Genomic DNA, 24,456 nt, shown 5'->3' on the forward strand with positions numbered 1-24,456 from the left:
GGGCCCGTGACCTCCTCCGATACCGATCCCCGGCTGTTGCGCGCCTTCGTCACCGTCGCCGAGGAGCTGCACTTCACCCGCGCCGCCGCCCGGCTCTACGTCGCCCAGCAGGCACTCAGCCGTGACATCCGGCGGCTGGAGCGCGAACTCGGTGCGGAGCTGTTCGTACGGACCACCCGGCAGGTCTCCCTCACGCCCGACGGTGAACGGCTGCTGCCGCACGCCCGCCGGGTGATCGCCGCCCACGACGACCTCCGCGCCGCCTGGGCGATCCAGACGCGCCCACTGCTGGTCGACATCAGCGCCCCGGTCGGGACCGGCCACCGGCTGCTCGGGCTGGCCCGCAGCGAGGCGCCGGGGGTGGAGTTCGTGGCGCGCTATCTGAGCGGGCTGACGGGGGCGGCGGCGGAGATCCTGGCCGGGCGGCTCGATGTCTCCTTCGGCCGGGTGGCAGGGCTCGATCCGGCGGTACGGGCGGGGCTGGCGCATCAGCCGGTCTGCTTCGAGCGGCTGACCGTCCTGCTGCGCGACGACCATCGTCTGGCGTCGCTCGCCCAGGTCCCGCTGGCGGCTCTGGCGGGGGAGCGGCTGTACGCGGCGGCGGGCAACCCGGCCACGGCGGAATGGACCGACCTCGCGGAGCGGCTGTTCGCGGGGCGGGGGATCGAACTGGCGGCGCCCTTCCCGGAGATCGTGGGGGAGGAGGAGTTCGTACGGGTGGTGCGGAAGCAGGGCTGGTCGGTGCTGGCGAGCACCGAGTTCATCGAGGTGCCGGGGATGGTCGTACGGCCGCTGGTCGACCCCGTGCCGCTGTCACCGGTGTCGCTGGTGTGGCGCAAGGGGCTGAAACACCCGGGGGTGGATGCGCTGCGGCGCGTCGCGGCGGGGGTGACGACGGCGGAACGGGGGCTGGAGGTGCCTGCCGGGAGCTGGCTTCCCGAGGGAGAGCTGTCCTTCATGTCGTAGGCATGCCGATGCCGCAGGGCGCTGATCTGACATGTTGGCCGATTGTTGACCAACGTTGGCTCAACTCCAGGACAGATAAACGTGGATTGTGCATGTAAGGGCGGATCTTCTTTTCGGTGCAGGCTGTGTGAAATCGGTGTATCCCCCATTCCTGGACATCACTCGTTCAGGGGTAATTTCGTCAGCTTCGTGCGCCACATTCATCCTCCGGGTGCAAGGTGCTGGGGGGCGCACGGACCGGGTGGGGGCCCAGTCCGCCGGTACGTAACTGGCTCAAACGTGCGCACCCGTTGTTCTGAGTGGGGGATGTGCCTACACCTGTGGAAAATTGGCGTGAAGGTGCCCGTACCGGGCACACGCACGAGCCGAACGATGTCACCGTCCAGCTCGACGGTCTCGGACGTCAGCTCTCCGAACTAACTGCCGAACCAGGAGTCCCCGAAGGCTCCGACGGTCCGGTCTTCGTCGACGAGAGCGGCCGGCGCAGCAAGACGTTCAGGCGTCTGGGCTGGGTCCTTGCCGCGGTCTGCGCCTGCTACGCGGTGACGCTGGTCGTCGCCCTGCTCGGCGGCAATTCCAGCGCGCCGTGGCTGCCGCTCTCCGGCCAGAAACAGCACAAGAAGGCGGACGAGGCCCCGGCGCCGTCCGTTCCGTCGGGCAGCGCCGACGCGGTCGTGCCGGTGGGCGCGACACCGGGCGCCGCGGAGACGGAGCAGGTGGCCGGTGGCAGTGCGACGCCATCGGCCGGCGCCGGTTCCGGCAGCGCGTCCGCGCCCGGCAAGGACCCGTCGAAGCCGACGCCCGTCGTGCCGCCGAAGGCCAGCGCCACCACCGGCGGCGGCAAGAAGCCGGAACCGGGGACCCCGACCCCCGGTCCGCCCGCCGCCACCACGACGCCGCCCGTCGATCCCGGTCCGACCGTGACGCCGAGCCCGCCCGTCGAGTCCCCGGATCCTCCTGTGCAGCAAGAAGGCGCCCAGTAAATGACCACCCCCGCCTTGCGGGGCAGGCACAACAGACAGAAGCGGAACCAGCGGCGCAGGCTACCCATGCGCTATCTGCTGCCATCCGTATTTCTCGTTGCCCTGCTCGCCATGCTGATGTTGCGCGGTTACGTGCACAGCGAAATCCTCGCCGACCACCGGGTCCAGGCGCCGGCGCCCACCGACCAGGTGCCCGACGCGATCCTCGACGGCGGCCCGGTCATCGACGCCCGGAGCGCCACCGCGCCCGCCAAGACGCTGCGCATCCCCGATCACCGGATCGTGCTGACCTTCGACGACGGGCCGGATCCGGTGTGGACCCCGCAGGTCCTCGACGCGCTGAAGAAGTACGACGCGCACGGCGTCTTCTTCGTCACCGGGACGATGGCCTCGCGCTACCCCGGCCTCGTCCGGCGCATGGTCGACGAGGGGCACGAGGTCGGGCTGCACACCTTCAACCACCCGGATCTCTCCTACCAGTCGCACTCCCGTGTCGACTGGGAGCTGTCCCAGAACCAGCTGGTACTGGCGGGCGCGGCAGGCATCCGTACGTCCCTGTTCCGGCCGCCGTACTCGTCGTTCGCCGACGCCATGGACAACAAGTCCTGGCCGGTCACCCAGTACGTCGGCACGCGCGGCTACCTCACCGTCGTCAACAACACCGACAGCGAGGACTGGAAGCGCCCCGGGGTCCCCGCGATCATCGAACAGGCCACCCCCAAGGGCGGCAAGGGCGCCGTCATCCTGATGCACGACTCCGGCGGCGACCGGTCCCAGACCGTGGCCGCCCTGGGCGAGTTCCTGCCGCGGATGCAGCAGCGGGGCTACACGTTCACCAACCTCACCACCGCCCTCGGCGCCCCCAGTGCGCACACCCCAGTGGCCGGGTTCGCACTGTGGAAGGGCAAGGCCTTCGTCCTCACCGTCGATCTCTCCGAGAGACTCACCGACGTGCTGGTGGCCGGGCTCGCCGTCATCGGGGTCCTCGTCCTCGTCCGCTTCGGGCTGATGCTGCTGCTGTCCTTCCTGCACTCCCGGAAGGTCCGCAGGAGGGACTTCAGCTGGGGGCCTGCGTTCCGTCACCCCGTCTCGGTGCTCGTGCCCGCGTACAACGAACGCGAATGCATCGCCAACACCGTGCGTTCCCTGGTGGCGAGCGAGCATCCCATCGAGATCATCGTCATCGACGACGGCTCGACGGACGGCACGGCGGACATCGTCGAGGCGTTGCGGCTGCCGAACGTCCGCGTCATCCGCCAGCGCAACGCCGGCAAGCCCTGCGCCCTCAACAACGGCATCGCACACGCCCGTCACGAGATCGTCGTGATGATGGACGGCGACACGGTCTTCGAACCGGCCACCGTCCGTGAACTGGTCCAGCCGTTCGCCGACCCCAAGGTCGGCGCCGTCGCCGGGAACGCCAAGGTCGGCAACCGCGACTCGCTGATCGGCGCCTGGCAGCACATCGAGTACGTGATGGGCTTCAACCTCGACCGCCGGATGTACGACATGCTGCGCTGCATGCCGACCATCCCCGGCGCGGTCGGGGCCTTCCGCCGCGACGCGCTGGACCGTATCGGCGGTATGAGCGAGGACACTCTCGCCGAGGACACCGACGTCACGATGGCGCTGCACCGCGACGGCTGGCAGGTCGTCTACGCGGAGAACGCCCGTGCCTGGACCGAGGCGCCGGAGACCGTGCAGCAGCTGTGGTCGCAGCGGTACCGGTGGTCGTACGGCACCATGCAGGCGATCTGGAAGCACCGTCGCGCCGTCGTCGAGCGCGGCCCGTCCGGCCGCTTCGGGCGCGTCGGACTGCCGTTCGTCGCCCTGTTCATGGTCGTCGCCCCGCTGCTCGCGCCCCTCATCGATGTCTTCCTGCTGTACGGACTGGTCTTCGGCCCCACCGAGAAGACCGTCGGCGCCTGGCTCGGCGTACTCGCGGTGCAGGCCGTCTGCGCCGCGTACGCCTTCCGGCTCGACAGGGAACGCATGACACATCTGATCTCGCTGCCCCTCCAGCAGATCCTCTACCGGCAGCTCATGTACGTGGTGCTGCTCCAGTCCTGGATCACCGCACTCACCGGCGGCCGGCTGCGCTGGCAGAAGCTTCGCCGTACGGGAGTGGTGGAGGCGCCCGGCGTGATGGTGAGCCAGCGCGGGCGCAGCAACGATCGGAGACCTGTCGCATGACGAGCAGTTACACCCCGGCGTTCCCCCCGCCCCGCACGGCCCCGGTGCCCGCCCGGTCCGCCCCGCCGGCACCGGAGGCGTCGGCGCCGTCCGCCCCGGCTGCCACGAAGAGGCCGGGCCGCGACCGCTACCTCGACCTGCTGCGCGCTGTGGCCCTCGTCCGTGTCGTCGTCTTCCACGTCTTCGGCTGGGCCTGGCTGACGGTCGTGTTCCCCTCCATGGGCGTCATGTTCGCCCTCGCGGGTTCGCTGATGGCGCGCTCGCTGGACCGCCCCGCCCCGGCCGTCGTGCGGGCCCGGCTCCGCCGCCTGCTGCCCCCGATGTGGGCGTTCGCCGCGGTGGTCGTCCCGATCATGTTCGTCCTCGGCTGGAAGCCCCTGAAGGAGGAAGGTATCTGGTGGTTCATCAAGCTGGGCTGCTACCTCCTCCCGGTCGGCGCCCCGCCGTATCCGGAGGAGAGTGGCTCGCCGGGCGGGTTCCTGGAGCAGTCCTGGGCGGACCAGGCCGTCGGACCGCTCTGGTACATCCGTGCCTACCTCTGGTTCGTGCTCGCCTCGCCGCTGCTGCTGAAGGCCTTCCGCAGACTGCCCTGGGCGACTCTGCTCGCGCCGCTCGGTCTCACCGCCGTGATCGGCACCGGACTGGTCACCGTGCCCGGGGAGACCGGCGAGGGACTCGTCGACTTCGCGGTGTTCGGCTCCTGCTGGGTCCTCGGCTTCGCCCACCACGACGGACTTCTGAAGAAGGTCCCGCGCTATCTGGCGGTCTCGCTCGCCGCGTTCCTGATGGCGTTCGGACTGTGGTGGGCCGCGGGGCATCTGACGCAGGAGGGCTGGAACCTCGACGAGATCCCGCTGGCCCAGTCGGCCTGGTCGCTCGGCTTCTGCGCGATTCTGCTCCAGTACGCACCGTCCTGGCAGCAGCTCCCCGGCAGGCTGGCCCGGTGGGACAGCCTGATCACCCTCGCCAACAACCGTGCGGTGACGATCTACCTCTGGCACAACGTGCTGATCATGGCGACCTCGCCGCTCATAGACCAGCTGTGGAACATCCCCTGGGTCGGTGACCGCATCGGTCCGTACATCGACTCCTCGTACGCGGTGCTGATGCTGCTCCTGGTCTGGCCGCTGCTGGCGCTGGTGATCCTCGCGGTCGGCTGGGTCGAGGACGTCGCCGCGAGGCGCAGCCCCCGGCTGTGGCCCACCGGCGCGACCGCGAGACGGAAGAACGCACCGGCCCCGCACTGACCGGCCTTCTCCTCACCGGGCCGTCCCCGTCCCGGTGAGAGCAAGGTTGCCCACCGGTCACCTCGCGGCATCGCACCGAAACGCGCGCTCCCTAGCGTCGAGGCAGACGACCCGACACCCGTGGAACGCGAACCGTGGAGGCGTGATGGCCGGCAGGTGGATCGAGCGGTGGGAGCCGGAGGACGAGATCTTCTGGGAGGAGAAGGGCGAGCGGATCGCCCGCCGGAATCTGTGGTTCTCCGTGCTCTCCGAGCACATCGGGTTCTCGATCTGGACCCTGTGGTCGGTGATGGTGCTGTTCATGGGGCCGGAGTACGGGGTCGACCCGGCCGGGAAGTTCTTCCTGATCTCGACGGCGACGCTGGTCGGGGCCCTGGCCCGGGTCCCGTACACGTTCGCCGTCGCCAGGTTCGGCGGGCGGAACTGGACGGTGATCAGCGCCCTGACCCTCCTCGTGCCGACCGTCGCCGCGTACCTGGTGATGGAGCCCGGGACCTCGTACACCACCTTCCTCGTGGTGGCCGCGCTCGCCGGGATCGGCGGCGGGAACTTCGCCTCGTCGATGACGAACATCAACGCCTTCTTCCCGCTCCGCAAGAAGGGCTGGGCGCTCGGGCTCAACGCGGGCGGCGGCAACATCGGCGTACCCGTCGTGCAGCTCGTCGGGCTGCTGGTGATCGGCACGGCGGGCGCCACCCACCCGCGGATCGTGCTCGCCGTGTACGTACCGCTGATCGTCGCCGCCGCCCTGTGCGCCGCGTCCTTCATGGACAACCTGGCCCCCGTGCAGAACGACACCGGGGCCGCGAAGGACGCCGTCCGTGACCCGCACACCTGGATCATGTCGGTGCTCTACATCGGCACCTTCGGCTCCTTCATCGGCTACAGCTTCGCCTTCGGGCTGGTCCTGCAGACCCAGTTCGGCCGGACCCCGCTGCAGGCCGCCTCGCTCACCTTCATCGGCCCGCTGCTCGGCTCGCTCATCCGGCCCGCGGGAGGGTGGCTCGCCGACCGGTACGGCGGTGCCCGGATCACTCTGTGGAACTTCGCCGCGATGGCCGCAGCGACCGGCGTCGTCGTGTACGCCTCCGGCATCGAGTCGCTCGCCGTGTTCCTCGTCGGGTTCATCGCCCTCTTCGTCCTGACCGGGCTGGGCAACGGATCGACGTACAAGATGATCCCCGGCATCTTCCATGCCAAGGCGATCGCCCAGGGGCTGCGCGGCGAGGAGGCCGCGGCCCACGGGCGACGGCTGTCCGGGGCGGCCATGGGACTCATCGGTGCCGTCGGTGCGCTCGGCGGGCTCGCCATCAACCTCGCGTTCCGGCAGTCCTTCCAGACCGCGGGCACCGGCACGGCGGCCTTCTGCACCTTCCTCGCCTTCTACGGGGCGTGTTTCACGGTCACTTGGGCGGTATACCTTCGCCGCGCCGCCGTCGTCCCCGCGAAGCCGCAGCTCAGTTACGCCGAGGTGTGATCATGACCGTCCGGCGTCGGGACGACGTAACGGGCGGGAAATACGGGTGAACCGAGCCTGTCACGCTTCCTTGGCAGTCTCGGTCCTCCGCATCAACGAGCAGCGGGACGAGAGCCGGTAGACCACATGCGCGACGACGAACAGCACGGGCCCCTCGCGGGTTTCACGGTCGGGGTGACCGCCGCGCGCCGCGCGGACGAACTCGGCACCCTGTTGCAGCGACGGGGTGCCACCGTCGTACACGCGCCCGCCCTGCGGATCGTGCCGCTCGCCGACGACAGCGAACTCCTCGCCGCCACCGAGGAACTCATCGACCAGGTTCCCGACGTGGTCGTCGCGACCACCGCGATCGGCTTCCGCGGCTGGATCGAGGCCGCCGACGGCTGGGGCATCGGCGACCGGCTGGTCGACCGGCTGCGCACGGTCGAACTGCTGGCCCGCGGACCGAAGGTGAAGGGCGCCGTCCGGGCCGCCGGGCTCACCGAGGCCTGGTCGCCCGGCTCCGAGTCCATGGCCGAGGTCCTGGACAGGCTCCTCGACGAGGGCGTCGAAGGCCGCCGCATCGCACTCCAGCTGCACGGCGAACCACTGCCGGGCTTCGTCGAGTCGCTGCGGGCGGGCGGCGCCGAAGTCGTCGTCGTACCCGTCTATCGCTGGATGGAACCCGAGGACCTCGCCCCGCTCGACCGGCTGCTCGACGTCACCGCCGCCCGTGGCCTGGACGCGCTCACCTTCACCAGCGCCCCGGCCGCAGCCTCCTTCCTGAACCGGGCCGGGAAGCGCGGGCTGCTCCCGGAGATCCTGGGCGCCCTGCAGGGCGAAGTCGTCTCGGCCTGTGTCGGCCCGGTCACCGCACTGCCGCTGCAGGCCCGCGGCATCGACACCATCCAGCCGGAACGCTTCCGGCTCGGCCCGCTCGTCCAGCTGCTCTGTCGCGAACTTCCCGGCGGCGCCCGTACGTTGCCGGTCGCCGGGCACCGGGTCGAGATCCGCGGTCACGCGGTGCTCGTCGACGACGAACTGCGCCCCGTGCCGCCCGCCGGCATGGCCCTGCTGCACAGCCTGTCCCGCCGGCCGGGCTGGGTGGTGGCCCGGGCCGACCTGCTGCGTGCGCTGCCCGGCAGCGGTACCGACGAACACGCGGTGGAGACCGCGATGGCCCGGCTGCGTACGGCACTCGGTGTGCCCCGGCTGATCCAGACGGTCGTCAAGCGCGGCTACCGGCTGGCGCTGGACCCGTCGGCGGCGGACGCCAAGTACGCGGACTCCTGAGGCGTTACCGTGCAGGGGTGACCACCGACACCCACCTGCTCGACACGGAGATACGACTCCGTCCCGCCACCATGGCCGACGCCGCCTGTCTCGCCGATTCGCTGACCCGCAGCCGCGCGTACATGCAGCCATGGGAACCCGTGCGTCCCGACGTCTTCTACACCGAGAAGGGGCAGCAGGAGCGCCTGGCCGGGCTGCTGGCGGACCACGAGGCGGGGCGGGGGATGCCGTGGGTGCTCGCCGACGCCGACGACCGGGCGATGGGCGGGTTCACGCTCACCAACATCGTGCTGGGACCGTTCCGCAGCGCCAGTCTCGGCTACTGGGTCGATGTCGCCCACGCGGGCCGGGGCCTTGCCACCGCAGCCGTGGCGCAGGTCTGCGCGGCGGCCAGGGACGTGCTGCGGCTGCACCGCGTGGAGGCCTCGACCGTGCTCGACAACGCGGCGTCACAGCGGGTGCTCGCCAAGTCCGGCTTCGAGGTGATCGGTATGGCTCCGCGCTATCTGCACGTCAACGGTCAGTGGCGCGACCACCGGCTGTTCCAGCGGCTCCTGCACGACGGTCCGGTCGAAGGGCCGGCCGACCGGCCGTCCGCCGGCTGACCTGCCGGTCCGGACGAAACACCTGGTCCGCCTCCCGGACGTGGCGGTGCCCGTCGAGCGGCCACGGCGGGCGGGCCGGGAGGATCTCCGCGAAGGCGTACCCGCTCTTCACGGCGACCCGGCACGAGGCGCGGTTGTTCTCCTGGTGGAGCAGGTCGAGCCGCTGCAGACCGTCGTCGGCGAAGGTGGTGAACGCCCAGCCGGTGAGCGCTTCGACCGCCTGCGGGGCGAGCCCGCGGCCCCGGGCCCGCGCCGCCGTCCAGTAGCCGACCTCGGCCGAACCGGAGCCGGGCGCCGGGTACGTCAGCGCCACATTGCCGACCGGCCGGTCGTCGAGGGCCGTGTCGACGACGGCGAAGCTGAACCGGGTGCCGGACTCCCGGCCCTCGGTCTGGACGCGCAGCCAGCGTTCCGCGTCCGCCTCGTCCGTGACGAGATCCCGCAGCCGGTCGCGCATCGTGGGATCGCGGAAGGCCTCGACCAGCGCCGGTATGTCGTCCCGGCACCAGGGCCGCAGCAGCAGGGGGCCGGCCGAGAACGCGGCCTCCCGGAGATCGTCGCTCATGTCCTCACCGTACGGGGCTGGGACCGGCCATGACCCGGGAGGTGGGAGGGGTTCCGGGCCGGGCCGGCGACGGGCACTCTGGTGGTGGCTACCACCGGTGAACCGAGGCGGTGACATGCGCATGGCGGCGGGCAAGGGCTCGTACGACTGGCGGTTCGACTCCGGGCGGCTCTGCCTGGACCTGGTGGCGACGGGGATCGGCACCTCCGGCGCCTGCGAACTGCTCGACGGGGCGGACCGGCTCGCCGACTGGCTGGTGGCCACCGGGCTCGTACCGGAGGACACCCGCCTCGACGCCGTCGACGACACCTGGCTGACGAGCTTCCGGCAGCTGCGCACAGGCGTCGACCTGTTGCTGACCGCCGAGCTCGGCGGCCACGACGCCGACGGCGCGCTCGAACGTGTCAACGAACTTGCCGCCGGGGCCCCGCCGGGAGTGCGGGCCGTGCGCGCCCGGAACGGTCTGCTGGTACGGGCACTGAGCGCCGACCTCGAATGCCGGGCGCTGCTGTCCGCAGTCGCCCGCGACGTCGTGGAGCTCCTGACCGACCCGGTCGCGCGGGCCGGGCTCCGCCGCTGCGAGGGCGACAGCTGCCGACGGATCTACCTCGATACGTCACGGGGGCGACGGCGCCGCTGGTGCTCCAGCGAGGTGTGCGGGAACCGGGAACGGGTGGCCCGGCACCGGCGCCGGGCGGCGGGGGCCACGGTCCCGGCGGAGCGGACCTCGTAAAAAATCTCGGAACAGCGTTGAATGGATCGGGGCCCGCTTCCGTATTCGATGGCCAAGGAGCTCTACAGGGTCTCGACCGGGAGGTTCGGGTGCGCAAGGATGCGGCCGTGGCCGATGACCGTCCGCACAGGGCTCGACATCGCAGTGAACCGCCCCCGTCTCCCTCCGCCGTCCCCGACGAGGAGCTGATGCGGGCGCTCTACCGCGAACACGCCGGACCGCTGCTCGCGTACGTGCTCCGCCTCGTCGCCGGCGACCGTCAGCGTGCCGAGGACGTGGTGCAGGAAACGCTCATCCGTGCCTGGAAGAACGCCGGTCAGCTCAACCGGGCGACCGGCTCTGTCCGCCCCTGGCTGGTGACGGTCGCCCGGCGCATCGTCATCGACGGCCACCGCAGCCGGCAGGCCCGGCCGCACGAGGTCGATCCGTCGCCGCTGGAGGTCATTCCCGCGGAGGACGAGATTGACAAGGCGCTGTGGCTGATGACGCTCTCGGATGCGCTCGACGATTTGACCCCCGCCCATCGGGAAGCATTGGTCGAGACCTATTTCAAGGGACGTACGGTCAATGAGGCTGCCGAGGTGCTCGGCATACCCAGCGGCACGGTGCGGTCCCGGGTCTTCTACGCACTGCGCTCGATGAAGCTCGCACTCGAAGAGAGGGGGATCACGGCATGAGCAACCACGAGTGGGAGCCTTTCGGGCCCCGGCCGACCGGTCCCTCCAGCCCCACCGGCCCCACAGGTCCGCGCGGCCGTCCGGGAATCCCCGACAGCTTCGGCGGCCCCGACAACTTCGGCGGCTTCGGCGGCCCCGGGGGCTTCGGCGCAGCGCGCGTCCCCGGTTCCGGTGGAGCCACCGAAGGGCCGGAGCACGACGCCGCCGGTGCGTACGTCCTGGGCATCCTGGACGAGACCGAGACCTCCGCGTTCGAGGAGCATCTGGCCGGCTGCGCGCTCTGCGCCGCCCATCTCGACGAGTTCGCCGGCATGGAACCCATGCTCGCGATGCTCGCCGAGGCCCCCGCCGCCGTACCGGGCGCCCGCCCCGTCCCGCACGTGCCCGAGCCACCCGCCCCCCGGGTGCTCGACCGGCTGGTCGACGAGGTCGCGACCAGACGGGCCAGGCGGCGGCGCCGCGGCATGTATCTGGTGGCGGCCGCCGCGGCGCTGATCATCGGCGGTCCGGTGGTCGCCGTCGTGGCCACCGGCGGCGACAGCGGCACGAACCAGGCGGCCGACCCGCACCCCACCAGCCCCGCCGAGGACGCGTTCTTCCACCACATGACGGAGAAGGTGCAGGCCACCGATCCCATCACCAAGGTCCACGCCACGGTCGGTATGGAGAAGAAGGCGTGGGGCACGCACGCCGTGCTGGAGCTCAAGAACGTCACGGGACCGGAGAAGTGCAGCCTGATCGCCGTCTCGAAGACCGGCGAGGAGGAGGTCGTCACCTCCTGGTCCGTACCGAAGTGGGGCTACGGCCTCGAGGACTCCCCGCACCCGACCGCGAAATATCCGCTCTATGTCCACGGCGGCGCGGCGATGGACCCTGCCGACATCGACCATTTCGAGGTGCGCACCTTCGACGGAAAGCGGCTGGTGGACATCGACGCATAACCGCCCGACCGGGGCCCGACGCACAATCGAGACCTCTCACGAGCCATATCGGTGCTCGTGGCAGGTGCGCGGCGGGGCTTCCTTCGCATAGGGTTGACGGCTGCCCAATGCACGTCAGAAGGGGGCCTCGGTGGCCGCGCAGGATGCCGCTGTCGATTCGTTGCGGGACCGGGAAATCGGTGTCGAGCAGGAACATCTCGACCGTGTTTATCACCGCCTTGAGGAGAAGATCCACGAGGCGGAATTCCTCATGAACGATGCCGCCAAGCGCGGCCACGTCGGTACGCCCGGCGCGCTCGCCGAGCGTGATGCCCAGGTGTTCCGGGCCGGGATCCATCTCAACCGGCTGAACAGCGAGTTCGAGGACTTCCTCTTCGGGAGGATCGATCTGCTGCTCGGCAAGGACGGCGAGCGTGGCCCGGACGGCGCGTTCACCTCCGTCGAACCGGCCGACGACGCCGTACGCGACGACAGCACGGCCGATATCGCGGAGACGCTCCACATCGGCCGGATCGGGGTCCTCGACTCCGACTACGCGCCGCTGGTCATCGACTGGCGGGCACCGGCCGCCGCGCCGTTCTACCGGTCGACGCCGAAGGATCCGGGCCGGGTGGTACGCCGCCGGGTCATCCGCTCCAAGGGCCGCAAGGTCCTCGGGGTCGAGGACGACCTGATGCGCCCGGAGCTGACCTCGTACAAGGACGGCGACAAGCTGCCCGTCATCGGCGACGGCGCGCTGATGGCGGCGCTCAGCCAGGCCCGCAGCCACACCATGCGGGACATCGTCTCGTCCATCCAGGCCGAACAGGACATGGTGATCCGGGCGCCCGCCGCCTCCGTCACCGAGGTCTCCGGTGGCCCCGGCACCGGCAAGACCGCCGTCGCCCTGCACCGCGCCGCGTATCTGCTCTACCAGGACCGGCGGCGGTACGCGGGCGGCATCCTCGTCGTCTCGCCGACCCCGCTGCTCGTCGCGTACACCGAGGGCGTGCTGCCCTCGCTCGGCGAGGAGGGGCAGGTCGCGATCCGCGCGGTCGGCTCGCTCTCCGACGAGGCGGCGGGCGTCGAGGGTGCCACCACGTACGACGAACCGGCCGTCGCTCGGATCAAGGGCTCCTCCCGGATGCTCCAGGTGCTGCGCAAGGCGGCCCGCGGGGCGCTGGAACAACCGCGGACCCCGGGCGTACCCCAGGGCGGGCAGGACGGCCAGCTGTCGTTCGGTGACGGGGACGACACCGACGGCTCCGAGGACGAGGCGGCCGCGCCCCTCACCACCCCCACCCACCTGCGTGTGGTCGCCTTCGGCGCCCGCGTCGAACTGAATGCCGACGAGCTCCACCGCATCCGGCAGTCCGTACTCGGCGGCACCACCCCGGTCAACCTGCTGCGCCCCCGCGCCCGCAGGCTGCTGCTGGACGCCCTGTGGAACAAGTCGTCCGGCCGGGGCCGCTACACCGACCCCGAGCTGGCCGCGGAACTGCGCTCCTCCTTCGACGAGGACGTCTCCACCGAGACGCCGTTCATCGACTTCCTGAACGCCTGGTGGCCCGAGCTCACCCCACGCGGGGTGCTCGCCGCAATGGCCGATGAGAAGCGGCTCGGCCGCTGGGCGCGCCGGGTCCTCAACCAGGGCGAGGTGCGCCGCCTCGCCCGCTCGCTGAAGCGGCTCGACAGTGCGGGCCGGGGCCCCCTGTCCGTACACGACGTGGCGATCCTCGACGAGCTGCACGCGCTGCTCGGTACCCCGCACCGGCCGAAGAAGAAGCGCGAGTTCGATCCGCTGGACCAGCTCTCGGGTCTGGAGGAGCTGATGCCGCAGCGCGAGGAGACCCAGCGCGAGCGGGCCGAGCGGCTCGCGGCGGAGCGTACGGAGTACACGCACGTCATCGTCGACGAGGCGCAGGACCTGACACCGATGCAGTGGCGCATGGTCGGCCGCCGCGGTCGTACCGCCACCTGGACCATCGTCGGCGACCCGGCGCAGTCCTCCTGGTCCGATCCCGACGAGGCGGCCGAGGCGCGCGACGAGGCGCTCGGCAACCGCCCGCGCCGCCGCTTCACCCTCACCGTCAACTACCGGAACCCGGCGGAGATCGCGGAGCTCGCGGCGAAGGTCCTGGCGCTCGCCATGCCCGGAATGGAGTCCCCGGCCGCGGTCCGTTCGACGGGAGTGCAGCCCCGCTTCGAGGCCGTACGCGACGGCGATCTGGCCGGGGCCGTACGGGAGGAGGCACGGCGGCTGCTCGGCGAGGTGGACGGCACGGTCGGCGTCGTCGTCGCGATGAACCGGCGCGCGCAGGCCCACAAGTGGCTCGCGGAGCTCGGCGACCGGGTGGTGGCGCTCGGCAGCCTGGAGGCGAAGGGCCTGGAGTACGACGCCACGGTCGTCGTCTCGCCGGCGGAGATCGCCGACGAGTCGCCGGCCGGTCTGCGGGTGCTGTACGTGGCGCTGACCCGCGCGACGCAGCAGCTCACGGTGGTATCGGGGGAGCGGGACCTGCCCGACGAGGACGGTGTTCCGGATCTGCTCAGGGACTGACGGACAAGTCAACCTGCGGCGCGGGAATCACTTATCCCGGGGACTTTGTTAGCCTGGTGTCGGCACCGGCTCGATCCAAGCCCCCGGGCCCAACCTTCGTCGCTACGAGCGACCACTTGCCGCGAGGCGAGCATGGCGGGTCGGTGCCGCTCAAGTGAAAAAGACAGACCCGTGTCACCTTCCGGTGGCGCGGGTCTGTTTCTGTTGGTGGCCCGGTCCGGCAGCCGCGTCCGGGGCTGCCGGGGTTTCACGGAGAGACCAAATCTCGTATGGTGGAAAACACTTTCCGAAACATGGCAGTCATTACCGGCTACCGGCCAGTAGGTGCGAACATCGGGAAGCGTGTCCGAGGCGAGCGCCCCGGCCGCGCAGCAATGAAGCTAGGGAAAGCGAAGGACTCGGTCATGGCAACGGCGCCCAGCGTCTCGTACTCGATGACGGTCAGGCTGGAGGTGCCCGCGAGCGGTACAGCGGTCTCCCAGCTCACCACGGCCGTGGAGTCCTCCGGCGGTTCGGTCACCGGCCTCGATGTGACCGCTTCCGGTCACGAGAAGCTGCGGATCGACGTCACCATCGCGGCCTCCTCCACCGCGCACGCGGACGAGATCGTCGAAGGTCTGCGCGACATCGAAGGTGTCGTGCTGGGCAAGGTCTCCGACCGTACGTTCCTGATGCACCTCGGCGGCAAGATCGAGATGGCGTCCAAGCACCCCATCCGCAACCGTGACGACCTCTCGATGATCTACACCCCGGGTGTGGCGCGGGTCTGCATGGCGATTGCCGAGAACCCCGAGGACGCTCGGCGTCTCACCATCAAGCGCAACTCCGTCGCAGTTGTGACGGACGGCTCCGCCGTACTCGGCCTCGGCAACATCGGTCCGATGGCGGCCCTGCCGGTGATGGAGGGCAAGGCGGCCCTCTTCAAGCGGTTCGCCGGCATCGACGCCTGGCCGATCTGCCTGGACACCCAGGACACCGACGCGATCGTCGAGATCGTCAAGGCGATCGCCCCCGGCTTCGCGGGCATCAACCTGGAGGACATCTCCGCACCCCGCTGCTTCGAGATCGAGGCACGGCTGCGCGAGGCCCTCGACATCCCTGTCTTCCACGACGACCAGCACGGCACCGCGATCGTCGTGCTGGCCGCCCTGACCAACGCACTGCGCGTGGTGGGCAAGGGAATTGGGGACGTACGCGTCGTCATGTCCGGCGCCGGAGCGGCCGGTACGGCCATCCTGAAGCTGCTCATCGCCGCGGGCGTCAAGCACGCCGTCGTCGCCGACATCCACGGTGTGGTGCACGCGGGCCGCGAGGACCTGGTCTCCGCCGACCCCGACTCGCCGCTGCGCTGGATCGCCGACAACACCAACCCGGAGTCGATGACCGGCACGCTCAAAGAGGCCGTCGTCGGCGCCGACGTCTTCATCGGCGTCTCCGCTCCGAACGTGCTGGACGGCAACGACGTCGCGGCGATGGCGGACGGCGCGATCGTGTTCGCGCTCGCGAACCCGGACCCCGAGGTGGACCCGGCAATCGCCCGCCAGACCGCGGCAGTTGTCGCCACCGGGCGCTCCGACTTCCCGAACCAGATCAACAACGTGCTGGTCTTCCCGGGTGTCTTCCGGGGCCTGCTGGACGCTCAGTCCCGCACGGTCAACACGGAGATGATGCTCGCCGCGGCCGGCGCCCTCGCCGAGACGGTTGCCGAGGACGAGCTGAACCGGAACTACATCATCCCGTCGGTCTTCAACGACAAGGTCGCGGGCGCGGTCGCCGGGGCCGTCCGCACGGCCGCGAAGGCCGCTGGAGGCGCCGTGACGGGCGCGGGGAACTCCATGTGAACCCACCGCTTCCCTTGCCCGCCACGGCCCCTGCCGGGGGCTGTGCCGGGCTGTGGCGCCCCCACGTCGACCTGCCCCACGGCGCGTCGCGGGTCGCGGGGCCCCAAACGCCCCTTTAGGGTGGGCGGGCAGCGAGCCCCGCAGGACCCTGCACCCGCTGTGGACCCGCCGAGGGGCGCTCCAGCATCTGCTGAGGGCCGCTTCAGGGAGTCGACGGAACGTCACCACGACGAGGCAGTGGCGGCTTTCGTGTGACTCCGGAGGGTGCCGGATTGGCTTTCCCGCCGCAGGTGGGGGCAGGATGCGTATTCGGGCGCGAGGGTCTGACGTCAGACCCGGGTCCGGGGACTGTCCGAGGGCCCTGGCAGCATCGGCTTCGATCTCACGCCTCACAGGCAAGAAGAACACGGGAGTAACAACATGAACCGCAGTGAGCTGGTGGCCGCCCTGGCCGACCGCGCCGAGGTGACCCGCAAGGACGCCGACGCCGTGCTGGCCGCGCTCGCCGAGACCGTCGGTGAGATCGTCGCCAAGGGCGACGAGAAGGTCACCATCCCCGGCTTCCTGACCTTCGAGCGCACTCACCGTGCCGCTCGCACCGCTCGTAACCCGCAGACCGGCGACCCGATCAACATCCCGGCCGGCTACAGCGTGAAGGTCTCCGCGGGCTCGAAGCTCAAGGAAGCCGCCAAGGGCAAGTAAGCCCCGTAGGCACGACGGAGGGCGGTCACCCCGACCAAGGGTGACCGCCCTCCGGCGTGTGCAGGCCGCAGAATCCGCTGCAAGGCCGTTGTGAGCCGCTGTGAGGCCACTGCCGGGCCCGTAGCGAGGTTCTGGCGGCGAGAGGCCGTGTGTGCAAGCCTCGCCGGCGAAACGAGAAGCGGGGGCCCGGGGCAGTGCCCCGAACCCCCGCGTCGGTCCTGGCCGTCGGGCGCCCGCCCTCAGACCAGTGACCCGCCCGGCAGCTCCACCTTCGCGCCCAGCTTCTCCAGCTTGTCCATGAAGTTCTCGTAGCCGCGGTTGATCAGGTCGATGCCGTGCACCCGGGACGTGCCTTGCGCCGCCAGCGCGGCGATCAGGTACGAGAAACCGCCGCGCAGGTCCGGGATGACCAGATCCGCGCCCTGCAGCTTCGTCGGCCCGGACACGACCGCCGAGTGCAGGAAGTTCCGCTGGCCGAAGCGGCAGTCGGAGCCGCCCAGGCACTCGCGGTAGAGCTGGATGTGCGCCCCCATCTGGTTGAGCGCGGACGTGAAGCCGAGCCGGGACTCGTACACCGTCTCGTGGACGATGGACAGGCCCGCGGCCTGCGTCAGGGCCACCACCAGCGGCTGCTGCCAGTCGGTCTGGAAGCCGGGGTGCACGTCCGTCTCCAGGGCGATGGCGTTCAGTGCGCCGCCCGGGTGCCAGAAGCGGATGCCCTCGTCGTCGATCTCGAAGGCGCCGCCGACCCGGCGGAACGTGTTCAGGAACGTCATCATCGAGCGCTGCTGTGCGCCACGCACATAGATGTTGCCCTCGGTCGCCAGCGCCGCGGACGCCCAGGAGGCCGCCTCCAGGCGGTCCGGGATCGCCCGGTGCGTGTAACCGTCGAGCCGGTCGACACCGGTGATCCGGATCGTCCGGTCGGTGTCCATCGAGATGATCGCGCCCATCTTCTGCAGCACGCAGATGAGGTCCTCGATCTCCGGCTCCACGGCCGCGTTGGACAGCTCGGTGACACCCTCGGCGAGCACGGCCGTGAGCAGCACCTGCTCGGTGGAGCCCACCGACGGGTACGGCAGCCGGATCTTCGTACCGCGCAGCCGCTGAGGGGCCTCCAGGTACTGGCCGTCCGCCCGCTTCTCGATCGTCGCGCCGAACTGCCGCAGCACGTCGAAGTGGAAGTCGATCGGCCGTCCGCCGATGTCACAGCCGCCGAGTCCCGGAATGAACGCGTGGCCCAGCCGGTGCAGCAGCGGGCCGCAGAAGAGGATCGGGATGCGCGACGAGCCCGCGTGGGCATCGATGTCGGCGACGTTCGCGCTCTCGACATGGGTGGGGTCCAGGATCAGCTCGCCCGGCTCGTCGCCGGGGCGGACCGTCACACCGTGCAGCTGCAGCAGGCCCCGCACGACCCGCACATCGCGGATGTCGGGCACGTTGCGCAGCCGGCTGGGCCCGCTGCCGAGCAGCGCGGCGACCATCGCCTTCGGCACCAGGTTCTTGGCGCCTCGGACGCGGATCTCGCCCTCCAGCGGGGTTCCGCCGTGGACAAGCAGGACATCGTCTGTGCCGGTCATGGATCTCGCGTTCCGGAGTGGTCGGGCAGGGGGCCAACCGAAAGGGTAATGGGCAGGTACCCCCCTTCCATAAGGCTACGGGCGGTGTACGAACGTCATGAATCCGCCACAACACGCTCTGCTCGCGGAGCCTTGCGGAGGGTCACCGTCCGCAAGTGCCTCCCGGACCGTGCGCTCTTCGTGCAACCGTGCGCCCTGAGCTGCGCTCGGGCCCCCTCCGGCACCCGGCGCACCACTTGGTCCCCACGGAGGGCGAAGATGCGGGATCATTTCTGCCATGACCGAGGTGTCCTCGCTCACAGGGCGACTGCTCGTGGCCACACCCGCCCTGGCGGACCCGAATTTCGACCGCGCGGTGGTGCTGCTCCTCGACCACGACGAGGAGGGCTCGCTCGGCGTGGTCCTGAACCGCCCGACCCCGGTCGGTGTCGGTGACATCCTCGTGTCCTGGGCCGAGCTGACCGCCGAGCCGGACGTCGTCTTCCAGGGCGGCCCCGTCTCACTCGACTCGGCGCTCGGCGTCGCGGTGATCCCCGGCGACGAGGGACCGCTCGGCTGGCGACGGGTGTATGGGGCGATCGGTCTGGTGGACCTGGAGGCGCCCCCGGAGTTGCTGGCGGCGGCGCTCGGCTCACTGCGGATCTTCGCCGGATACGCGGGCTGGGGGCCCGGACAGCTGGAGACGGAGCTGACCGAGGGGGCCTGGTACGTGGTGGAGTCCGAGCCCGGAGACGTCTCCTCGCCGCGTCCGGAACAGCTGTGGCGGTCGGTCCTGCGCCGTCAGCGCAGCGAGCTCGCCATGATCGCCACCTATCCGGACGACCCTTCGCTCAACTGAAGCCCGGGCCTTTCAGTACCCTGGCTGTTATGAGCACTCTTGAGCCCGAGCGCGGGGCAGGTACGGGGACCCTCGTAGAGCCGACGCCGCAGGTGTCGAGCGGCGACGGCGACCACGAGCGCTACGCCCATTACGTCCAGAAGGACAAGATCATGGCGAGTGCCCTGGAGGGCACCCCCGTGGTCGCACTGTGCGGGAAGGTCTGGGTACCGGGGCGCGACCCCAAGAAGTATCCGGTCTGTCCCATGTGCAAGGAGATCTACGAGTCCATGGGCGCCGGTGGCGACAAGGACAAGGGCAAGGGCGGCAAGGACAAGAAGTAGTCCGTCCCCGACCGTTCGGGCCGAGGCCCCCGGGAGCGCGCTGACGCGTGCACCCGGGGGCTTTTCGTATGCACTTTCGTAGACCCTGGGTTGTTTGCCCGTATCGCTCGGTCACAGATTGGTTGAGACCACTTGTCGCCGTCCGTGACCGCTCCTACTCTCCTGCCAGTTGTGCAGAACGAAACGTGCGTTGCATATGTTGCAACACTCAATCGGTAGGGGTTCCGGATGAAGCTTTCCGCCCGAATTGCCGCCCCGGCCGCGGCGCTCGTACTGGCCGGCCTGACCGCCACCGCCTGCGCGCCGCAGACCTCCGACACCGGCGCCAAGGGGGACGAAAAGACCGGGACGCTGCGCGTGTGGCTGTTCCAGGAGGTCGGCAACAAGCCCAAGGAGCAGGTCGTCGACGCGGCGGTGGCCGACTTCGAGAAGACCCACAAGGGTGCGAAGGCGGAGATCGAGTACATCCCCGTCGACACCCGTGCCCAGCGCATCAAGGCCGCCTTCAACGATCCGAAGAGCGCCCCGGACCTCATCGAGTACGGCAACACGGACACGGCCGGCTACGTCAAGGACGGCGGACTCGCCGATGTGAGCAAGGAGTTCGCGGCCTGGGACGAGGCCAAGGACACCGATCCGACCGCGAAGCAGTCGGTGACGGTCGGCGGCAAGGTGTACGGGGCGCCGCTCTTCGTCGGCGTACGCGCGCTGTACTACCGCACCGACATCTTCAAGGACCTGGGCATCGAACCTCCCAAGTCGCAGGCCGAACTGATCTCCACCGCCAAGAAGATCCACAAGAAGAAGCCGGAGCTGTACGGCCTCGCCGTCGGTGGCGCGTACACGTACGGCGCGATGCCGTTCATCTGGGCGAACGGCGGCGAACTCGCCGACGAGAGCGGTGGTACGTACAAGGCGGCCATCAACAGCGACCGGGCCCGCAAGGGCATCGAGGCGTACACCTCGCTCTTCGGTGACGGCAACTGCCCGGCCGCCAAGTGCGCCGCGATGGGTGGAAATGCGACGGTCACCGCTTTCGCCTCCGGCAAGGCGGCCATGGCGATCGGCGGCGACTTCAGCCACGCGGCCGTCGAGGCGGGCTCGGTGAAGGGCAAGTACGCGGTGGTTCCGCTGCCCGGCGCGTCCGAAGGATCGATCGCCCCCGCGTTCGCGGGCGGGAACAACATCGGCGTACTGAAGAGCAGTTCGCACCGCACCCTCGCCGTGGACCTGATGAAGTCGCTGACCGGCAAGCAGACCCAGGCGAAGCTGTTCGACGCGATGGGCTTCCTGCCGACGTACACGGATGTGCGGGCCACGGTCGCGCAGAAGGAGCCGTTCGTCGAACCGTTCGTCAAGACGCTGGGCGCGGGCGCCAAGTTCGTCCCGGCCTCGCCGGGCTGGGGCCAGATCGACTCCTCGCTGATCCTGCCGACGATGTTCCAGGAGATCGTCAGCGGCCGTAAGGACGTGGCACAGGCCTCGGACGACGCGGCGAAGAAGATGGACGCGGCGTTCACCGACGCGGGCTGACGATGACGGCGAACAGTACGGCGTACAAGGCTCCTGCGGCGGCCGGGGCGGGCAGCACGCCCCGCCGCCGGCTCTCCCGGGGACCGGCACGCCGCCCCGGCTGGACCCCCTGGCTCTACCTGCTGCCCGCGCTCGTCCTCCTCGGCGGGCTCCTCCTCTACCCGATCTACCAGCTAGGCCTGATCTCGTTCCTGGAGTACACGCAGGCCCAGGTCAGCGGTGGTGAACCGACCACCTTCCAGGGGTTCGGGAACTACGCGACGCTCTTCGGAGACAGCCAGTTCTGGCAGGTGCTCCTCGCGACCGTCGTCTTCGCCGCGGCCTGTGTGCTCGCCACCCTGCTGGTCGGCTGCGCGCTCGCCGTCCTGCTGACGCGCGTACGGGCCCTGCCCCGGCTCGCGCTGATGCTGGCGGCGCTCGGCGCCTGGGCGACGCCCGCGATCACCGGCTCCACCGTCTGGGTGTTCCTTTTCGACCCGGACTTCGGACCGGTCAACAGGGTGCTGGGGCTGGGCGACTTCTCCTGGACGTACGGGCGTTACAGCGCCTTCGCCCTGGTGCTGCTCGAAGTGCTCTGGTGCTCGTTCCCGTTCGTGATGGTGACGGTGTACGCGGGCATCCGGGCGATCCCCGCCGAGGTGCTGGAGGCGGCCGCGCTGGACGGCGCCTCGCAGTGGCGGATCTGGCGGTCGGTCATGGCGCCGATGCTGCGGCCGATCCTCGTCGTCGTCACCATCCAGTCGATCATCTGGGACTTCAAGGTCTTCACGCAGATCTATGTGATGACGGGCGGCGGCGGCATCGCGGGCCAGAACCTGGTGCTCAACGTGTACGCGTACCAGAAGGCGTTCGCGTCCTCGCAGTACAGCCTTGGCTCGGCGATCGGGGTCGTGATGCTGGTGATCCTGCTGGCCGTCACGCTGGTCTATCTGCGCCTGGTACGGCGCCAGGGGGAGGAACTGTGAGCGTGCTGCGCATCCGTCGTCCGGGCAGGCTGGCCGCCGAGGCCGCCGCGCTCCTGATCGCCGCCGTGGTCGCCTTCCCGCTGTACTGGATGGTGCTCTCCGCACTCAAGCCGGCGGGAGAGATCCAGTCCACCGACCCCCGCCCGTGGACGCTGTCGCCGTCCCTGGACTCCTTCCGCCGGGTCCTCGAACAGCACGATTTCGGCCGCTACTTCCTCAACAGCCTGATCGTCGCCGGCACCGTCGTCGTCGCGTCCGCGCTGGTCGCCTTTCTGGCGGCGACGGCGGTGACCCGCTTCCGCTTCCGGTTCCGCACCACCCTGCTGATCATGTTCCTGATCGCGCAGATGGTGCCGGTGGAGGCGCTCACCATCCCGCTGTTCTTCCTGATGCGGGACTTCGGCCAACTCAACACGCTCGGTTCGCTGATCCTGCCGCACCTCGCGTTCTCGCTGCCGTTCGCGATCTGGATGCTGCGCGGCTTCGTCAAGGCCGTCCCGGACGCACTGGAGGAGGCCGCCTACATCGACGGCGCGAGCCGCACCCGCTTCCTGTGGCAGATCCTCTTCCCGCTGGTCCTCCCGGGGCTCGTGGCGACCAGCGTCTTCTCGTTCATCTCGACCTGGAACGACTTCCTGTTCGCCAAGTCCTTCCTCATCAGCGACACCTCGCAGTCGACGCTTCCGATGGCGCTGCTGGTCTTCTTCAAACCGGATGAGAACGACTGGGGAGGGATCATGGCAGCCTCGACGGTGATGACCGTCCCCGTGCTGGTCTTCTTCGTACTCGTACAGCGACGTCTGGTCTCGGGGCTGGGCGGAGCGGTTAAGGACTGACGTCATGGACATGGAACTGATCCCGGCACCGGTGAGCGTCGGCGACCAGGGACGGTGCGGCTTCCTGATGGACCGGGCCACGACCATCACCGGGCAGGACGGCACCGAGTCCACCGAGCGCTGGCTCCGCTCGACGCTCGGGGCCGCGTTCGGCCTGTCGCTCCCACCGGGCGTCGAGGGCAAGGACAACACCATCCTGCTGCGCATCGACCCGGCCCTGGAGCCCGAGGGTTACCAGCTGTCCACCGGGACCGGCCAGAGCGTCGTGATCACCGGCGGCAGTCCCGCCGGGGTCTTCTGGGGCGCCCAGACCCTCCGGCAGCTCCTGGGACCGGAAGCCTTCCGCCGGGCACCCGTCTCCACCGGCGTTCCCGCGCGCATTCCGTTCACGGACATCGAGGACCGGCCCCGCTTCTCCTGGCGCGGCATGATGCTCGACGTCTCGCGGCACTTCCTGCCCAAGGACGATGTCCTGCGGTACCTCGACCTCCTCGCCGCCCACAAGCTGAACGTCTTCCACTTCCACCTCACCGACGACCAGGGCTGGCGCGTGGAGATCAAGCGCTACCCGAAGCTCACCGAGGTCGGCTCCTGGCGCTCCCGTACCAAGCACGGGCACCGGGCCTCGGAGCTGTGGGACGAGACCCCGCACGGCGGCCACTACACCCAGGACGACATCCGCGAGATCGTCGCGTACGCCGCCGAGCGGCATATCCGCGTCGTCCCCGAGATCGACATCCCGGGCCACTCGCAGGCCGCCATCAGCGCATACCCGGAACTGGGCAACACCGACGTCATCGACACCACCACCCTCTCCGTTTGGGACACCTGGGGCGTCAGTCCGAACGTACTCGCGCCCACTGACAACACCCTGCGCTTCTTCGAAGGCGTTTTCGAAGAGCTCCTCGACCTCTTCCCGGCTGCCACCTCGCCGTTCATCCACGTCGGCGGAGACGAGTGCCTCAAGGACCAGTGGAAGGAGTCCCCGACCGCCCAGGCCCGCATCAGGGAGCTTGGCCTGGCCGACGAGGACGAGCTGCAGTCCTGGTTCATCCGGCACTTCGACCGCTGGCTCACGGCGCGCGGCCGCCGCCTCATCGGCTGGGACGAGATCCTCGAAGGCGGCCTCCCGGACGGCGCGGCCGTGTCGTCGTGGCGCGGGTACGCGGGCGGCATCGCCGCAGCCGAAGCGGGGCACGACGTCGTGATGTGCCCGGAGCAGCAGGTGTATCTGGACCACCGTCAGGACGGCGGCCCCGACGAACCGATGCCCATCGGGTACGTCCGCACCATCGAGGACGTCTTCCGCTTCGACCCCGTACCGCCGGGCCTGACCGAGGAGGCGGCCGGTCACATCCTCGGCACCCAGGCCAACGTGTGGACCGAGGTCATGCAGAACCGGTCCCGCGTCGACTACCAGGTCTTTCCGCGGCTCGCGGCCTTCGCCGAGGTCGCCTGGTCGGCACTGCCCGCCCCCGCCGACCGGGACTTCGCCGACTTCGAACGGCGAATGACGGCGCACTACGCCCGACTTGACGCGCTCGGCGTCGAGTACCGCCCGCCGGGCGGCCCGTTGCCGTGGCAGCGACGCCCCGGTGTTCTCGGACGTCCGATCGAGGGGGCGCCCCCGAACGTGTGAG

At 70.0% G+C, this 24,456-nt stretch carries 21 protein-coding genes; 19 read left to right on the top strand and 2 right to left on the bottom strand.

Features of this window, described 5'->3' with window-relative positions; all coding sequences use genetic code 11:
- Positions 1-6 precede the first annotated feature (6 nt).
- The 7 genes from ACIA8E_RS17265 (at position 7) to ACIA8E_RS17295 (ending at position 8,743) form a co-directional block, all read left to right on the top strand.
- Positions 7-966 (top strand): LysR family transcriptional regulator, encoded by a 960-nt coding sequence (locus tag ACIA8E_RS17265; protein ID WP_399298791.1) that lies wholly within the window; start codon positions 7-9, stop codon positions 964-966.
- Positions 967-1,286: 320 nt separating this feature from the next.
- Positions 1,287-1,949, top strand: a complete 663-nt coding sequence (locus ACIA8E_RS17270) for a hypothetical protein (protein ID WP_399298793.1) — start codon at positions 1,287-1,289, stop codon at positions 1,947-1,949.
- Positions 1,950-2,015: 66 nt separating this feature from the next.
- Entirely contained in the window at positions 2,016-4,142 is a 2,127-nt protein-coding gene (locus ACIA8E_RS17275) for a bifunctional polysaccharide deacetylase/glycosyltransferase family 2 protein (RefSeq protein ID WP_399299161.1), read from the top strand.
- Positions 4,139-5,389 (top strand): acyltransferase, encoded by a 1,251-nt coding sequence (locus tag ACIA8E_RS17280; protein WP_399298795.1) that lies wholly within the window; start codon positions 4,139-4,141, stop codon positions 5,387-5,389. The genes ACIA8E_RS17275 and ACIA8E_RS17280 overlap by 4 nt, the downstream gene beginning before the upstream one ends.
- Positions 5,390-5,534: 145 nt before the next feature.
- The gene (locus ACIA8E_RS17285; protein ID WP_399298797.1) at positions 5,535-6,866 is read left to right on the top strand and encodes a nitrate/nitrite transporter; all 1,332 of its coding nucleotides are present in this window, start codon (positions 5,535-5,537) and stop codon (positions 6,864-6,866) included.
- A gap of 126 nt (positions 6,867-6,992) precedes the next feature.
- Complete coding sequence (locus ACIA8E_RS17290; RefSeq protein WP_399298799.1) at positions 6,993-8,138, top strand: uroporphyrinogen-III synthase; 1,146 nt, start codon at positions 6,993-6,995, stop codon at positions 8,136-8,138.
- Between the two features lie 17 nt (positions 8,139-8,155).
- Positions 8,156-8,743, top strand: coding sequence for a GNAT family N-acetyltransferase (locus tag ACIA8E_RS17295; protein ID WP_399298801.1), 588 nt, complete (start codon positions 8,156-8,158; stop codon positions 8,741-8,743).
- On the opposite strand, the gene ACIA8E_RS17300 is transcribed toward ACIA8E_RS17295, so the two are convergent.
- Positions 8,652-9,308, bottom strand: coding sequence for a GNAT family N-acetyltransferase (locus ACIA8E_RS17300; protein ID WP_399298804.1), 657 nt, complete (start codon positions 9,306-9,308; stop codon positions 8,652-8,654). The two genes, ACIA8E_RS17295 and ACIA8E_RS17300, sit on opposite strands and share 92 nt — an antisense overlap.
- A gap of 121 nt (positions 9,309-9,429) precedes the next feature.
- Here ACIA8E_RS17300 and ACIA8E_RS17305 point away from each other — a divergent pair, with 121 nt between their 5' ends.
- The 6 genes from ACIA8E_RS17305 to ACIA8E_RS17330 all read left to right on the top strand — a co-directional run bounded on the left by ACIA8E_RS17305 (position 9,430) and on the right by ACIA8E_RS17330 (position 16,741).
- Positions 9,430-10,041 carry a CGNR zinc finger domain-containing protein gene (locus ACIA8E_RS17305; RefSeq protein ID WP_399299163.1) on the top strand — a complete coding sequence of 204 codons (612 nt, stop codon included), beginning with the start codon at positions 9,430-9,432 and terminating at the stop codon, positions 10,039-10,041.
- Between the two features lie 89 nt (positions 10,042-10,130).
- Positions 10,131-10,718, top strand: a complete 588-nt coding sequence (locus ACIA8E_RS17310; protein WP_093776749.1) for a sigma-70 family RNA polymerase sigma factor — start codon at positions 10,131-10,133, stop codon at positions 10,716-10,718.
- Positions 10,715-11,659 (top strand): anti-sigma factor family protein, encoded by a 945-nt coding sequence (locus tag ACIA8E_RS17315; RefSeq protein ID WP_399298807.1) that lies wholly within the window; start codon positions 10,715-10,717, stop codon positions 11,657-11,659. Before ACIA8E_RS17310 ends, ACIA8E_RS17315 begins: the two co-directional genes overlap by 4 nt.
- Before the next feature lie 130 nt (positions 11,660-11,789).
- Positions 11,790-14,198: a HelD family protein gene (locus ACIA8E_RS17320; protein WP_399298809.1), complete on the top strand. Its 2,409-nt coding sequence runs from the start codon at positions 11,790-11,792 to the stop codon at positions 14,196-14,198.
- A gap of 404 nt (positions 14,199-14,602) precedes the next feature.
- A complete protein-coding gene (locus tag ACIA8E_RS17325; protein ID WP_399298811.1) occupies positions 14,603-16,039 on the top strand; it encodes an NAD-dependent malic enzyme in 1,437 nt (478 codons plus the stop codon).
- A 420-nt stretch (positions 16,040-16,459) separates the two neighbouring features.
- On the top strand, positions 16,460-16,741 hold the full coding sequence (locus ACIA8E_RS17330; protein WP_003968811.1) for an HU family DNA-binding protein: 282 nt from the start codon (positions 16,460-16,462) through the stop codon (positions 16,739-16,741).
- 239 nt (positions 16,742-16,980) lie between these two features.
- Here ACIA8E_RS17330 and murA read toward each other — a convergent pair whose 3' ends face one another.
- Positions 16,981-18,321, bottom strand: coding sequence for a UDP-N-acetylglucosamine 1-carboxyvinyltransferase (gene murA, locus ACIA8E_RS17335; protein WP_030922987.1), 1,341 nt, complete (start codon positions 18,319-18,321; stop codon positions 16,981-16,983).
- Positions 18,322-18,598: 277 nt separating this feature from the next.
- Between murA and ACIA8E_RS17340 the strand changes: the two genes are divergently transcribed.
- From ACIA8E_RS17340 to ACIA8E_RS17365, 6 genes are all read left to right on the top strand, one after another.
- The gene (locus ACIA8E_RS17340) at positions 18,599-19,159 is read left to right on the top strand and encodes a YqgE/AlgH family protein (RefSeq protein WP_399298814.1); all 561 of its coding nucleotides are present in this window, start codon (positions 18,599-18,601) and stop codon (positions 19,157-19,159) included.
- A gap of 29 nt (positions 19,160-19,188) precedes the next feature.
- Positions 19,189-19,482 (top strand): DUF3039 domain-containing protein, encoded by a 294-nt coding sequence (locus ACIA8E_RS17345; RefSeq protein ID WP_063756076.1) that lies wholly within the window; start codon positions 19,189-19,191, stop codon positions 19,480-19,482.
- Positions 19,483-19,710: 228 nt separating this feature from the next.
- Entirely contained in the window at positions 19,711-21,015 is a 1,305-nt protein-coding gene (locus tag ACIA8E_RS17350; RefSeq protein WP_399298817.1) for an extracellular solute-binding protein, read from the top strand.
- 2 nt (positions 21,016-21,017) lie between these two features.
- Entirely contained in the window at positions 21,018-21,980 is a 963-nt protein-coding gene (locus ACIA8E_RS17355) for a carbohydrate ABC transporter permease (RefSeq protein ID WP_399298819.1), read from the top strand.
- A complete protein-coding gene (locus tag ACIA8E_RS17360; RefSeq protein ID WP_030971138.1) occupies positions 21,977-22,816 on the top strand; it encodes a carbohydrate ABC transporter permease in 840 nt (279 codons plus the stop codon). The genes ACIA8E_RS17355 and ACIA8E_RS17360 overlap by 4 nt, the downstream gene beginning before the upstream one ends.
- Before the next feature lie 4 nt (positions 22,817-22,820).
- Positions 22,821-24,455, top strand: a complete 1,635-nt coding sequence (locus tag ACIA8E_RS17365) for a beta-N-acetylhexosaminidase (protein ID WP_399298821.1) — start codon at positions 22,821-22,823, stop codon at positions 24,453-24,455.
- Position 24,456 lies beyond the last annotated feature (1 nt).

It is taken from the genome of Streptomyces sp. NPDC051664, from assembly GCF_044453545.1.
Taxonomy (GTDB): domain Bacteria; phylum Actinomycetota; class Actinomycetes; order Streptomycetales; family Streptomycetaceae; genus Streptomyces.

Bases quoted from the DNA above. Each gene is read 5' to 3' on its own strand.
- ACIA8E_RS17275 (WP_399299161.1), top strand. From the start codon at position 2,016: ATGCGCTATCTGCTGCCATCCGTATTTCTCGTTGCCCTGCTCGCCATG.
- ACIA8E_RS17280 (WP_399298795.1), top strand. From the start codon at position 4,139: ATGACGAGCAGTTACACCCCGGCGTTCCCCCCGCCCCGCACGGCCCCG.
- ACIA8E_RS17285 (WP_399298797.1), top strand. From the start codon at position 5,535: ATGGCCGGCAGGTGGATCGAGCGGTGGGAGCCGGAGGACGAGATCTTC.
- ACIA8E_RS17290 (WP_399298799.1), top strand. From the start codon at position 6,993: ATGCGCGACGACGAACAGCACGGGCCCCTCGCGGGTTTCACGGTCGGG.
- ACIA8E_RS17300 (WP_399298804.1), bottom strand. From the start codon at position 9,308: ATGAGCGACGATCTCCGGGAGGCCGCGTTCTCGGCCGGCCCCCTGCTG.
- ACIA8E_RS17305 (WP_399299163.1), top strand. From the start codon at position 9,430: ATGGCGGCGGGCAAGGGCTCGTACGACTGGCGGTTCGACTCCGGGCGG.
- ACIA8E_RS17315 (WP_399298807.1), top strand. From the start codon at position 10,715: ATGAGCAACCACGAGTGGGAGCCTTTCGGGCCCCGGCCGACCGGTCCC.
- ACIA8E_RS17325 (WP_399298811.1), top strand. From the start codon at position 14,603: ATGGCAACGGCGCCCAGCGTCTCGTACTCGATGACGGTCAGGCTGGAG.
- ACIA8E_RS17330 (WP_003968811.1), top strand. From the start codon at position 16,460: ATGAACCGCAGTGAGCTGGTGGCCGCCCTGGCCGACCGCGCCGAGGTG.
- murA (WP_030922987.1), bottom strand. From the start codon at position 18,321: ATGACCGGCACAGACGATGTCCTGCTTGTCCACGGCGGAACCCCGCTG.
- ACIA8E_RS17340 (WP_399298814.1), top strand. From the start codon at position 18,599: ATGACCGAGGTGTCCTCGCTCACAGGGCGACTGCTCGTGGCCACACCC.
- ACIA8E_RS17345 (WP_063756076.1), top strand. From the start codon at position 19,189: ATGAGCACTCTTGAGCCCGAGCGCGGGGCAGGTACGGGGACCCTCGTA.
- ACIA8E_RS17350 (WP_399298817.1), top strand. From the start codon at position 19,711: ATGAAGCTTTCCGCCCGAATTGCCGCCCCGGCCGCGGCGCTCGTACTG.
- ACIA8E_RS17355 (WP_399298819.1), top strand. From the start codon at position 21,018: ATGACGGCGAACAGTACGGCGTACAAGGCTCCTGCGGCGGCCGGGGCG.
- ACIA8E_RS17365 (WP_399298821.1), top strand. From the start codon at position 22,821: ATGGACATGGAACTGATCCCGGCACCGGTGAGCGTCGGCGACCAGGGA.